Raw genomic sequence first — 12,379 nt, forward strand, 5'->3', positions numbered from 1 at the left:
GGCTAGGCGGCGCTCGCTCCGAAGACCCGGGTGAAGATCGTGTCCACATGCTTGAAGTGGTAGCCGAGGTCGAAGCAGGCCTCGATCTCCTCGGGCTTCAGATGCCTCGTCACGTCGGCATCGTTCTTCAGGAGGGTGAGGAAGTCGCCCTCGCCGCGCCAGACCGGCATGGCGTTGCGCTGGACGAGCCGGTAGGCGTCCTCGCGGGAGGCGCCCTTCTGGGTGAGCGCCAGCAGAACCCGCTGGGAATGGACGAGCCCGCCGAGGCGGTCCAGGTTCTTCTGCATGTTCTCCGGATAGACCACGAGCTTGTCGATCACGTTGGTGAGCCGTGCCAGCGCGAAGTCCAGGGTGATCGTGGCGTCGGGACCGATCATGCGCTCCACGGAGGAGTGGGAGATGTCCCGCTCGTGCCAGAGCGCCACGTTCTCCATGGCCGGCAGGGCGTAGGCGCGCACCATGCGGGCAAGGCCCGTCAGGTTCTCGGTGAGCACCGGGTTGCGCTTGTGCGGCATGGCCGAGGAGCCCTTCTGGCCGGCCGAGAAGAATTCCTCGGCTTCCAGAACCTCGCTCCTCTGCAGGTGGCGCACCTCCGTGGCCAGCCGTTCGATGGACGAGGCGATGACGGCGAGCGTCGCGAAGTACATGGCGTGGCGGTCGCGGGGGATGACCTGGGTCGAGACCGGCTCGACCTGAAGCCCCATCTGCTCGGCCACGTAGTCCTCAACGGAAGGATCGATGTTGGCGAAAGTGCCGACGGCGCCCGAGATGGCGCAGGTGGAGATCTCGCGCCGGGCCTCGATGAGCCGGAGCTTGCAGCGCTCGAACTCGGCATAGGCTTGGGCGAGCTTCAGGCCGAAGGTGGTGGGCTCCGCGTGGATGCCGTGCGAGCGGCCGATGGTCGGCGTCATCTTGTGCTCGAAGGCGCGGCGCCTGATGGCGGCGAGCAGCTCGTCCATGTCGCGCAGCAGGATGTCGGTGGCGCGGGCGAGCTGCACGTTGAAGGTGGTGTCGAGCACGTCGGAGGAGGTCATGCCCTGGTGGACGAAGCGGGCCTCCGGGCCGACGATCTCGGCGAGATGCGTCAGGAAGGCGATGACGTCGTGCTTGACCTCGCGCTCGATGGCGTCGATGCGCTCCACGTCGAAGGTGGCCTTGGAGCCCTTCTCCCAGACCTTCTCAGCCGCCTCCTTCGGCACGACGCCGAGATTGGCCAGCGCCGTGGTGGCGTGGGCCTCGATCTCGAACCAGATGCGGAACTTGGTTTCCGGCGACCAGATGGCCACCATCTCGGGACGGCTGTAACGGGGGATCATGACTGCTCACTTCCACGCGGGGACATGCCCGCGCGGTAGCACGATCACCCCGCGATCTCAACGCGCCCGTGCCGCCGCCTCGCGAATGGCCGCCATGTTGGCCGCGTAGGCCGAGGGGCCGCCCTTGAAGGTGGCCGATCCTGCGACCAGCGCGTTGGCGCCGGCGGCGGCCACGAGGGGAGCCGTCTCGGCGGTCACGCCGCCGTCGATCTCGATGTCGATGTCGCGATCGCCGATCATCGCCTTTACACGGCGAACCTTGTCGCAGACGGAGCCGATGAAGGCTTGCCCGCCGAAGCCTGGATTGACGGTCATCAGCAGCACGAGATCCACCATGTCGAGCACGGGCTCGATGGCGGATTCATGGGTGCCGGGGTTGAGCACCACGCCCGCCTTCTTGCCGAGCGCCCGGATGGTCTGGAGCGACCGGTGCAGGTGCGGGCCCGCCTCCGCATGAATGCTGATGATGTCCGCGCCCGCCTTCGCGAAGGCCTCCAGGTAAGGATCGACCGGCGCGATCATCAGGTGAACGTCGAAGACCTTTCGGGTATGGGGGCGCAAGGCCTTCACCACATCCGGGCCGATGGTGATGTTCGGCACGAAATGCCCGTCCATCGCGTCGATGTGGATCCAGTCGGCTCCCGCCCCGTCGACGGCGCGGATCTCCTCGCCGAGCTTGGAGAAGTCGGCGGCCAGGATGGAGGGGGCGATGAGAAGGGGGCGTGTCATGGCCGCGCCGTTAGCACGGGCCTGCCCTCGCGGCAACGGGACAATGGCGCTAAGGACGCGAACCAGTCGAATGCCACTCGCCTGGGGAGAGGTCCGTTTGCGGCAGGAATTCCGTGGACGTCCTCGATCCGGGAGGAGTAAAGATGGCCTCGTTTCGAACGGTACGAACCTGCCGGTCGTTCCCGACCGGCGACTGAAATGGGGCAGGCCTTCATGCGTAAGGATGTGGTTGTTCTCGGGGCCGGCATCGTCGGCGTGTCCATCGCCGTGCACCTGCAGAAGCGCGGACGGTCGGTTCTCCTGGTCGACAAGCGCAAGCCCGGCGAGGAGACCTCCTTCGGCAATGCGGGCCTGATCCAGCGCGAGGGCGTCTATCCTTACGGCTTCCCGCACGATTTCGGCGCGCTCCTGCGCTACGCCCTCAACAACACCATCGACGCCCATTACCACTGGGCCGCGATCCCGAAGCTCGCGCCCTTCCTGTGGCAGTACTGGATGCATTCGCGTCCCGCCCAGCACAAGGCGATCGCCCGGATGTACGCGCCCCTCATCGAGCGCTCCGTCACGGAGCACATGGCGCTGGCCGAGGAATCCGGCTCCACCCACCTGATCCGCCCGACCGGCTGGATGAAGGTGTTTCGCGACGAGAAGAGCCGCGACGAGCAGTTCAGGGATGCGGAGAACGTCAGGCGCGATTTCGGCGTCAACTTCGACGCCCTCGACACCAGGGCGGTGGCCGAGCGGGAGCCGCACCTGAAGGTGGAGACGAAGGGCGGCATTCACTGGACCGACCCGGCTTCCGTCTCCGACCCGCACATGCTGACCATGGGCTATGTCGGGCTCTTCGAGCGCCTCGGCGGCGAGCTGGCGGCGGGCGATGCCAAGACGCTGGAGGAGACGCCGGCGGGCTGGCGCGTCCAGACCGAGAGGGGCTCGGTTGAGGCCGGCGCCGTGGTCGTGGCGCTCGGCGCCTGGGCCGACGTGGTGACGAAGCGCCTCGGCTACAGCCTGCCGCTTGCGGTCAAGCGCGGCTACCACATGCACTACAAGCCCCAGGGCAATGCCGTGCTCAACCGTCCGACCCTCGACTTCGACCGCGGCTATTTCCTGGCTCCCATGTCGAAGGGAATCCGGCTTACGACCGGAGCGGAATTCGCCGAGCGCGACGCGCCCAAGACCCCGGTCCAGCTCGGCCGGGCCGAGCCCATCGCCCGCGAGTTCTTCCCGCTGGGCGAGCGGGTCGATCCGGAGCCCTGGATGGGGATGCGCCCCTGCACCCCGGACATGATGCCGATCATCGGCCCGGCGCCGAAGCACAAGAACCTGTGGTTCGGCTTCGGCCACGCCCATCACGGCCTCACCCTCGGCCCGGTGACGGGCCGGCTCCTCGCCGAGATGATCACGGGAGAGACGCCGATGGTGGACCCGAGGCCGTATCGGGCCGATCGCTTCTAGCCGAGGCGCCTCCTCCGCGCCCTCGTAAAGTCTCGTTCACAAGAATGTCATCCTACCCATTTAGAGGGGAAAATTCTTGTAGGAGAGGTTAGAACGTTTATGATCCGCTCCAACGTTACGGAGCGGGTTGATGGTTTGGGGTGACCGAGAGTTAGTCAGCGACATTTACGAGGCTGCGGTCACTCCGGAACGATGGTTTCAGGTCTTCGAGAAGATCTCGTCCTTTGCGGGTGCGAATGGCGGCTTCATGATTGCTGAGACGGCCGGGGGCGCGCGGTCCTGGGTGGCCACGGAGCGCTTCCGTCCGGTTCTGGGCGACTTCTATGCCCAAGGATGGCACCTGCGGAATACCTGGGCCGAGCGGGGAAGCCGGCGCAGGCGCCTGCAGTTCTTCGACGAGACCGAAATCTTCGCACCCGGCGAGATCGACACGATCCCCATGTACCGCGACTTCATCCGTCCCCGGGGCGGCGGCTGGTCTGCGGGGGCTCTGATGCAGATTCCCAACGGCGGCCGGGTGTCCATGCGGTTCGAACGCCCCTTCCACCATGGGCCGATGGATCCCGAGTTGCGGGCAAGGCTCAATGTCCTGCGGCCCCATCTCTCCCGCGCGGCCTTCCTGTTCACGAGGCTCGGGCTGCGGCAGGCCCGCTCGACGGTCTCGGCGCTTCAGTTCATGGACATTCCTGCCGCGGTGCTGACCCGGAGCGGCCGGCTTCTCGCCTGCAATGTCGCCATGGAAGATCGCCTGTCCCAGGTGAGCGTCAGGGCAGGCGACCGGATCGCATTCAAGGACAGAAGCGCTCAAGAAGGCTTGAGCAGCAGCCTCGCGCGCCTCACCGCGGGCCTGTTCGACCAGCTCCGGGGGCCCATTCCCCTGCCGGCAACGGAGGAGAACGGGGCTGCGGTGGCCTATCTCATCCCCATGCGGGGAGCGGCGCAGGACATTTTCGGCTGCGAAACGACCCTCCTGATGATCAGGCCGGCCCATTCCGAGAACCGGTTGATGGACCTGGTCCGCACCACCTTCGTCATCGATGCCGGCGAGTCCCAGCGCCTGGCCCGGCTGATCGCCTCCGTCTGCCCGCGCCTGGCCGCCGCCTTGCTGACATCGACCGAGAACGTGCAGGTCACCCTGGACCGGCTGCTCGGACAGACGCGATCCGCAACCGAGGCAAAGATGGCAAGCTTTCTGTGGAAGCTGGGGGAAGGGGCCGACATTCACAGGCCCGCCCGCGCGGCCATGGCAGCGTCGTAGCTGCGCTCAGAGGGCGAAACAGATCCCTCGGCGAAGGCGTGCCCGAGGGCAGGCGTTCACCCCCTCACTTCGCCCGGCTCGATCCTGTCCCGCACGACGACACCGTTCTCCACGGTCAGGACACGCCAGCGCGAGCAGAAGGTCTTCCATGACGTATGCCGGTACGTGGCCCTGCTGGAGGCGACCCGCAGCTCGGTCGTGACCCAGCTCGCCCAGACCGGCTCCGGGCTGCCGAACACGTCCTCGAGCGTGAAGTCCCGCGGCCGGAAGTCGATGTGCCGGATCATGGGGCCGCCGGGATGCAGCTCCCGCAGGGTTTCGGGCGGTCCTGTTTCGCCGATCCAGCCATGCGCCTCGAGCGCTTCGAGGTAAAGCCGGCTGCCGCGCAGTCCCCACCGGGCGAGATAGCCCCGATAGAGCCCCGTGTGGGGGTACTCGAACTCGATCACCAGGCCGCGCGGGTAAGGCCGCGGCAGGGGGTCCGGCATGCCGCGAAGGCCTACGGGCCACTGCTCCCCGTCGATCGTGATCGAGTCCGGCCATTGGGTCGTCATCGCCGTCCCCAGCGATCCTTCCATGCGGGCTGCGCGCCCGGGAAGGGCAGAGCGGTGGCCTCGTAGATGCCCCGTGCGATGGCACGGGTGAGGCAGTCGGCGGCGAGCGCCCCGATCTCGATCAGGTCCCCGGCCTCGTCCGCCAGGGGCTTGCGGCCGGTGCCGGCGGCAAAGATCGTGTCGCCGTCGTAGAGCGCGTGGGCGAAGCGCAGCGCTCGCGCCAGCCCGTCATGGGCCACGACGGCCAGGCGCTTGGCCTGGGCCTTGGTCAGAACCGCATCGGTGGCGACAAGCGCGATGGTGGTCGAGATCGGCGGCTTGCTCTCCCGGTTGCGGCCCTTCCAGTCCAGGCGGCGCATCTCGGGGGTGATGCGCTCCGGCAGACCGAGGCCGCCGAATTCCTTGCCCTCCTCGAACCCGCCGGCCCAGAAATGCGGGCCCTCGCCGATGACGGCCGAGGCGAGGGCGTTCACGATCACCAGCGCCCCGACCACATGGCCCGAGCCGGTGACCGCGCTGGCGGAGCCGAGACCGCCCTTGAGGTTGACGGTGGTGGCGCCGTAGCCGCCGCCACTCGTGCCGAGCGCAAAATCCTCCCCTGCCGCCCGAGCGGCCTCGTAGCCCAGCTCGCGATAGGGCGGATAGCGGCCCCACTCCTTGTTGCCGCCGTTGAGCAGGTCGAAGGTGATCGCCTGGGGCACGAGGGGGACGAGGGCGGACCCCACTGCGAAGCCGACGCCCTTCTCCCGCAAGTAGGCCTGCACCCCGCCGGCCGCGTCCAGGCCGAAGGCGGAGCCGCCGGAGAGCACGATGGCGTTGACTCCGGGAACCACCTTGTCCGGCTCCAGCAGGTCCGTGTCCCGGGTACCCGGCGCACCGCCCATCACGCAATAGGACGCCACTGCGGGCTCGTCGAAGAGCGCGACGGTGACGCCGGAGCCGAGATCGGGGTCGTGGGCATTGCCGACGCGAAGGCCTGCCACGTCGGTGATGAGATTGCGAAGCTCGGTCATGGGGTTCAGCAAACCGGAATTCCGGGGCCTTCACAAGCTGGCGAAGCGGCGTTTCACCGGCTTTCTCGGGAAGCCGCAACGGGATAAAAGGCGTTCATGCTCAGCGTGTCCCTTCCGGCCGCCGCCCTCGGCGGCCTCGTCAGCTTCTTGAGCCCCTGCGTCCTGCCGCTGGTGCCGCCCTACCTGTCCTTCCTCGCCGGCACGACCTTCGACCGGTTGAGCGCGGGCGACGACCGCGCCGTGCGCCGGCGCGCCGTCCTGGCCGCCCTGCTTTTCGTGGCGGGGTTTTCGACGGTTTTCGTTCTGCTCGGCGCCACCGCCTCGGCCCTGGGCCAGGTGATCCGGCAATATCTGGACGTGCTGAGCACGGTGGCGGGCGTCGCCATCATCGTCATGGGCCTCCACTTCCTCGGCGTGTTCCGGATCGGGCTGTTCTACCGCGAGGCCCGGTTCAGCGTGGAAAAGCCCGTGGGCCTCTGGGGCGCCTACGTGATGGGCCTCGCCTTCGCCTTCGGCTGGACGCCCTGCATCGGGCCGGTGCTGGCGGCGATCCTCACGGTCGCGGGCTCGGAGGACAGCGTCGCCCAGGGCGCCCTGCTGCTCGCCGCCTATTCGGCGGGCCTCGGCATCCCCTTCCTGCTCGCCGCCTTCGCCATGAAGCCCTTCGTGGCGCTCCTGAAGCGCATGCGCTCGCGCTTCGCCATGGTTGAGAAGGTGATGGGCGTGCTCCTCGTTCTCACCGGAATCGCCTTCCTCACCGGCTGGATCACCAGCATGTCCTTCTGGCTCCTGGAGACGTTCCCGGCGCTTGGGCGGTTGGGATAAGGTTGCGATCAGACATCGATCCGGTGCCCTGCGGCCCGCAGGGCCTCGACTGCCCGCTCCACATCCTGTTCCTTCACGAGCACATAATCCGTGCTGAAGGTGGAGGTGGCGAAGATGCCGATCCGGGCCCTGGCCAGGGGATCGAGCACGGAGGCGAGGATCCCCGGCACGCTGAAGTCGAAGCTTTGCATGATCCGAAAGCACCGCCAGCCCGCATCGATCTCCGCCTCCGCTGGTGCCTGGGCGGCGGGGCAGACGAGGGTCGTCTCCTCGACGGCCTGCACCAGGAGCGAGAAGGCTCCCGGCCGAGGTGCTGCGACCGATGCACCGCCCGGGAGGCGGCAGACGGCATAGGTCTCCTTCAGGAGAATCAGGCTGAGTGTTGGCATGGATTGTTCTGCAGAACAGCTTTCCATAAGAAAACCCGCCCTGTCGCCAGGGCGGGTTCCGTCGGTTGGCTTTTGGGCCGGTCGATTAGGTCGATTACATGGCGAGTTCGTTGCCCGTGTAGTCGATCTTGCCGTCGGCGCCCTTCTTCCAGACGTACATGATGTAGTCCGGACGGGTGATGTCGCCCTTCTTGTCGAAGGAGATGTCGCCGATCACGGTCTTGAAGGGCTTGCCCGCCTTCATGACGTCGGCGACCTTCTTGCCGTCGGTGCTGCCCGCCTGCTTCGCGGCCTCGGCCAGGATCTGGGCCGCGGCGTAGGAGTACAGGGTGTAGGCTTCCGGCTCGAAGTTCTTGGCCTTGAACTTGGCCACCACGTCCTTCGCGTTCGGGTTCTTGCGCGGATCCGGCGAGAAGGTCATCAGGGTGCCGTCGGCGCCCGGGCCGGCGATCGAGGTGAACTCGGCCGACACGATGCCGTCGCCCGACATCATCGGAGCCTGGAGGCCCTGGTCGCGCATCTGGCGGATGATGAGGCCGGCTTCCGTGTGGAGGCCGCCGAAGTAGACGACGTCGACGCCGGCCTGCTTCAGCTTCGACACGAGCGCGGAGTAGTCCTTCTCGCCCGGGTTGATGCCCTCGTACACGACTTCCTTGAGGCCCTTGGCGTTCATGGCCTTCTGGGTCTCGTCGGCAAGGCCCTTGCCGTAGGGGGTCTTGTCGTGAATGACGGCGACCTTCTTGCCCTTGAACTTGTCGGCGAGGTATGCGCCGGCAACCGCGCCCTGCTGGTCGTCGCGACCGCAGGTGCGGAAGGTGTTCCAGAGGCCGCGCTCGGTGAACTGCGGGTTCGTCGAGGCCGGGGTGATCTGGACGATGCCGGCTTCCTCGTAGACCTGGGAGGCGGGGATCGACACGCCGGAGTTGAAGTGGCCGACCACGAACTTCACGCCCTCAGCGGCGAACTTGTTGGCCACCGACACGCCCTGCTTGGGGTCGGAGACGTCGTCGCCGATGACGATCTGCAGCTTCTGGCCGTTGATGCCGCCAGCCGCGTTGATGTCCTCGACAGCCTGCTCGACGCCGTTCTTCAGCTGGGCGCCGAAAGCCGCGTTCGGGCCGGTGATGGGGCCAGCAACGCCGATCTTGATCTGGGCGCTGGCAGCGCTGGAGAAGGCGAGGCCAAGACCAAGCGCCACGCCGGTCAACAGCAGTTTTTTCATGAGGTCACTCCTCTGGGTGGTTTTATAGGCCCCCTTCCTTCGGGGCCGGTTTGACGGGAGACCCGTCATCCAAGGCAACATCATGCCGGTTTTTGAGCGGATGTCACCTGGGAATCTTTTTTGCCGGAGCATCGGGCCCAAAAGCCGAAATCGCTTTTGGAATCAATCCGATGCTCCGTCTTCTTAAAGGCGCCTCTCCGGGCGCCGCCCCTGCATTAGCCCTTGGTCGCAGACGCCTTTTCCCGCCAGGAAAACGGACCGGTCCGCTCGTAGAGCCAGCGGTACTGGGTGGTCATCATCCGGGCGCGGCGATACTGGAAGCCGAGCGCCCCGATGATCAGGAGCACGATGGTATCGACCGCGTAGTAGTGGATCGACAGCAGGGTCCCGCCGAACAGGGCGAAGTGGATGAAGCGCACGGCCGCGCCGAGGATGAACAGGTAGACGATCAGGGTCCAGAACGGACGCCAGGTGAGGGCGATGGCCCGCCCGGTCATCCAGGCTGCCCAGCCGCCCATGATCACGGTGATGAGAAGGAAGAGCCAGAAGGACGGCTCTTCGTAGAGGATGCCCTGCATCAGTGATGCCCCCCTTCGAGATAGGCTGCGCGGACCTGAGGATCGTTGAGCAGATCCTTGCCGGTGCCGCTCATGGTGATGTTGCCCGTCACCATCACGTAGCCGCGATGGGCCAGCTTGAGGGCGTGATAGGCGTTCTGCTCCACGAGGAAGACGGTCATGCCGTCCCTCTCGTTGAGCTCCTTGATGATCTGGAAGATCTGCTTGACGATCAGGGGCGCCAGGCCCAGCGACGGCTCGTCCAGGAGGAGGAGCTTCGGCCGGCTCATGAGAGCGCGGGCGATGGCCAGCATCTGCTGCTCGCCGCCCGAGAGGGTGCCGCCGCGCTGCTGCAGGCGCTCCTTCAGGCGCGGGAACAGGGTGCAGACCCGCTCCAGATCCTGGTCGAAGTACTGCAGATTGTTCATGGAGGCGCCCATCTGCAGGTTCTCGTAGACGGTCATGCGCGGGAAGATGCGCCGGCCTTCCGGAGATTGCGCGATCGACAGGCGGGCGATCTCGTGGGTGGGCATCCGGGTGATGTCCTGCCCCTGGTAGGTGATCGTTCCCTCCCGGGCCCGCGGGTTGCCGAAGATCGTCATCATCAGCGTCGACTTGCCGGCCCCGTTGGCGCCGATCAGGGTGACGATCTCGCCCTCGTTGACGTCCATGTCGACGCCCTTGAGGGCGATGATGTTGCCGTAATAGGTCTTCACGCCGCGCACGCTCAGAAGCGGCTGGCGGGAGGTGGAGGCCTGGGGATTCTGCATCGCGATGTTTGCTCCAGCGGTGCTCATGCGCCGATCTCCGCTTCGACCTTCTCGACCTCGTCATCGGCCACGCCGAGATAGGCGGCGATGACCTTCGGATCGCTCCTTACCTCGGAGGGCGAGCCGTCCGAGATCTTGACGCCGTAATCCAGCACCACGACGTGGTCCGAGATCTCCATCACCACCGACATGTCGTGCTCGATCAGCAGGATCGAGGTGCCGTGATCCTTGCGGATCGACAGCAGGAGCTGGTTGAGCTCCAGGGACTCGCGGGGGTTGAGGCCGGCCGCCGGCTCGTCCAGGCAGAGCAGGAGCGGGTCGGTGCACATGGCGCGGGCGATCTCCAGGCGGCGCTGGTCGCCGTAGGGCAGGTCGCCGGCCGGTTCGTCGGCCCGGTGGATGAGACGGGTCTTCTCGAGCCAGAACTTGGCCTTCTCGATCGCCTCCTTCTCGGCCTTGCGATAGCCGCCGATGCCGAGCACGCCCATGAAGGTGAAGCCGGAGGCGATCATCAGGGGGTTGTGCTGCGCCACCAGCAGGTTCTCGAGCAGGGTCATGCCGGAGAACAGGCGGATGTTCTGGAAGGTGCGGGCGACCTTGCCCTTCCAGTTGATGTCGTAGCCCGGCAGCCGCTCCAGGAGCAGGTGCGACCCGTCGGGCTTGCGCAGGGCGACCATGCCCTCCGTCGGCTTGTAGAAGCCCGTGATGCAGTTGAAGACCGTGGTCTTGCCCGCCCCGTTCGGGCCGATGAGCGCGGTGATGTCGCCGCGCCCGGCCTTGAACGAGAGGTCGTTGACGGCCACGAGGCCGCCGAAGCGCATCGTGAGATGCTGTACGTCGAGGATGGGATCCTGCAGCCAGCGCATTAGCCGTGTCCTTCCTTCACGAGCGAGCCGGAAATGGCCTTGCGCTCTTTCAAGATCACCGAGGGTTCGCGTTCCGAGATCAGGCCGCGCGGACGCCAGACCATCATGGCCACCATGCCGATGCCGAAGAGCAGCAGGCGGTACTCGTTCGGATCGAAGCCCGCACCGAAGACGGATTGCAGGAAGGTCAGGTTGCGCAGGATCTCGGGGCCGCCGACCAGCACGATGGCGGCGATCGCCACGCCGATCTGCGAGCCCATGCCGCCCAGAACCACGATGGCCAGGATGATCGCCGATTCCAGGAAGTTGAAGCTTTCCGGGGAGACGAAGCCCTGGCGGACCGCGAAGAACGAACCGGCGAAGCCGCCGAACATGGCGCCGATGGCGAAGGCCGTCAGCTTGGTGTTGGTGGTGTTGATGCCCAGCGACCGGCAGGCGATCTCATCCTCGCGCAGCGCCTCCCAGGCGCGGCCCACGGGCAGCTTGCGCAGGCGCATGGTGACGAAATTGGTGATGAGCGCCAGCGCCAGGATGAGATAGTAGAAGAAGATCATCCGGTGCATGCTGTTGAATTCAAGCCCGAAGGTTTGCGCAAAGCCGCCTTCGCCAGCCGTGAACGGGATGCCGAAGAAGGTTGCACGCGGGATCGAGGAGATGCCGGCGCCGCCCCCTGTCACGTCCACCCAGTTGATGAGCACGAGGCGGATGATCTCGCCGAAGGCGAGTGTCACGATGGCGAGATAATCGCCGCGCAGGCGCAGCACCGGAAAGCCCAGGATCATGCCCCAGAAGGCGGCGAGAATGCCGGCGAGCGGCAGGCAGATCCAGAACGACAGGCCGAAGGTGGTCGAGAGCAGGGCATAGGTGTAGGCCCCGACCGCGTAGAAGGCGACATAGCCCAGGTCGAGCAGGCCGGCGAGGCCCACCACGATGTTGAGGCCCCAGCCGAGCATCACGTAGGTGAGGATCAGGATGCCCAGATCCACCCAGTAGCGGGATTCGGTGAGGCCGCCCTGGATCAGGTAGATGATGAGCGGGAAGAACAGCGCCACGCCCAGGAACATGGGCAACGCGAAGCGCGACACGTGCTGGAAGGCGCTGGGGGTCGCATGGACCGCCTCGGTCGCCTGGCGCGCGCTGGGCGTCGCCTTGCCGTAGGCCCTGGAGGCCGTGAAGGCATGCAGAACGAGACGCAGGCCGAACACGATGGCGCAGACGATCGCCACCAGGCCCCAGCGGGGGGTGAGGAACAGGTCGGCGCCGGCCTGATCCGTCCTGTAGGCCAGGATCGGGATCGACAGGCCCAACGTGATCAGGGTCGTCTTGAAGGCGTCCTTGAGGGCCGCGTTCAGATCGAAGCTGCGGGTCACGGCCTGGGTCTGGGCCGCGGTGGTGATGGAAGGAGCGTTCATGGCTCTTAAGCTC

13 protein-coding genes are annotated in these 12,379 nt (G+C 66.4%); 3 read left to right on the plus strand and 10 right to left on the minus strand.

Features of this window, described 5'->3' with window-relative positions; all coding sequences use genetic code 11:
* Positions 1–2 precede the first annotated feature (2 nt).
* On the minus strand, positions 3–1,316 hold the full coding sequence (gene purB, locus GR303_RS08195) for an adenylosuccinate lyase (protein ID WP_161722430.1): 1,314 nt from the start codon (positions 1,314–1,316) through the stop codon (positions 3–5).
* Positions 1,317–1,373: 57 nt separating this feature from the next.
* On the minus strand, positions 1,374–2,045 hold the full coding sequence (gene rpe / locus GR303_RS08200; RefSeq protein WP_161722429.1) for a ribulose-phosphate 3-epimerase: 672 nt from the start codon (positions 2,043–2,045) through the stop codon (positions 1,374–1,376).
* A 213-nt stretch (positions 2,046–2,258) separates the two neighbouring features.
* Here rpe and GR303_RS08205 point away from each other — a divergent pair, with 213 nt between their 5' ends.
* The gene (locus tag GR303_RS08205; protein ID WP_161722428.1) at positions 2,259–3,500 is read left to right on the plus strand and encodes an NAD(P)/FAD-dependent oxidoreductase; all 1,242 of its coding nucleotides are present in this window, start codon (positions 2,259–2,261) and stop codon (positions 3,498–3,500) included.
* 130 nt (positions 3,501–3,630) lie between these two features.
* Positions 3,631–4,758, plus strand: a complete 1,128-nt coding sequence (locus GR303_RS08210; RefSeq protein ID WP_161722427.1) for a hypothetical protein — start codon at positions 3,631–3,633, stop codon at positions 4,756–4,758.
* Positions 4,759–4,814: 56 nt separating this feature from the next.
* Here GR303_RS08210 and GR303_RS08215 read toward each other — a convergent pair whose 3' ends face one another.
* Together GR303_RS08215 and GR303_RS08220 are read right to left on the minus strand one after the other, a co-directional pair.
* Positions 4,815–5,312: a hypothetical protein gene (locus GR303_RS08215; protein ID WP_161722426.1), complete on the minus strand. Its 498-nt coding sequence runs from the start codon at positions 5,310–5,312 to the stop codon at positions 4,815–4,817.
* Entirely contained in the window at positions 5,309–6,325 is a 1,017-nt protein-coding gene (locus GR303_RS08220) for a P1 family peptidase (RefSeq protein ID WP_161722425.1), read from the minus strand. Before GR303_RS08220 ends, GR303_RS08215 begins: the two co-directional genes overlap by 4 nt.
* Positions 6,326–6,421: 96 nt before the next feature.
* Here GR303_RS08220 and GR303_RS08225 point away from each other — a divergent pair, with 96 nt between their 5' ends.
* Positions 6,422–7,150, plus strand: coding sequence for a cytochrome c biogenesis CcdA family protein (locus GR303_RS08225; protein WP_161722424.1), 729 nt, complete (start codon positions 6,422–6,424; stop codon positions 7,148–7,150).
* An 8-nt stretch (positions 7,151–7,158) separates the two neighbouring features.
* On the opposite strand, the gene GR303_RS08230 is transcribed toward GR303_RS08225, so the two are convergent.
* The 6 genes from GR303_RS08230 to livM all read right to left on the minus strand — a co-directional run bounded on the left by GR303_RS08230 (position 7,159) and on the right by livM (position 12,366).
* Positions 7,159–7,539, minus strand: a complete 381-nt coding sequence (locus GR303_RS08230) for an ACT domain-containing protein (RefSeq protein ID WP_161722423.1) — start codon at positions 7,537–7,539, stop codon at positions 7,159–7,161.
* A gap of 94 nt (positions 7,540–7,633) precedes the next feature.
* Positions 7,634–8,761 carry a branched-chain amino acid ABC transporter substrate-binding protein gene (locus tag GR303_RS08235; RefSeq protein WP_201751951.1) on the minus strand — a complete coding sequence of 376 codons (1,128 nt, stop codon included), beginning with the start codon at positions 8,759–8,761 and terminating at the stop codon, positions 7,634–7,636.
* Positions 8,762–8,976: 215 nt separating this feature from the next.
* A complete protein-coding gene (locus tag GR303_RS08240) occupies positions 8,977–9,339 on the minus strand; it encodes a DUF6867 family protein (RefSeq protein ID WP_161722422.1) in 363 nt (120 codons plus the stop codon).
* Complete coding sequence (locus GR303_RS08245; protein ID WP_161722421.1) at positions 9,339–10,115, minus strand: ABC transporter ATP-binding protein; 777 nt, start codon at positions 10,113–10,115, stop codon at positions 9,339–9,341. Before GR303_RS08245 ends, GR303_RS08240 begins: the two co-directional genes overlap by 1 nt.
* Positions 10,112–10,954, minus strand: coding sequence for an ABC transporter ATP-binding protein (locus tag GR303_RS08250; RefSeq protein ID WP_161722420.1), 843 nt, complete (start codon positions 10,952–10,954; stop codon positions 10,112–10,114). The genes GR303_RS08245 and GR303_RS08250 overlap by 4 nt, the downstream gene beginning before the upstream one ends.
* The gene (gene livM / locus GR303_RS08255; RefSeq protein WP_246205437.1) at positions 10,954–12,366 is read right to left on the minus strand and encodes a high-affinity branched-chain amino acid ABC transporter permease LivM; all 1,413 of its coding nucleotides are present in this window, start codon (positions 12,364–12,366) and stop codon (positions 10,954–10,956) included. The genes GR303_RS08250 and livM overlap by 1 nt, the downstream gene beginning before the upstream one ends.
* Positions 12,367–12,379 lie beyond the last annotated feature (13 nt).

The organism is Microvirga arsenatis, assembly GCF_009910705.1.
GTDB classification, from domain to species: Bacteria; Pseudomonadota; Alphaproteobacteria; order Rhizobiales; family Beijerinckiaceae; genus Microvirga; species Microvirga arsenatis.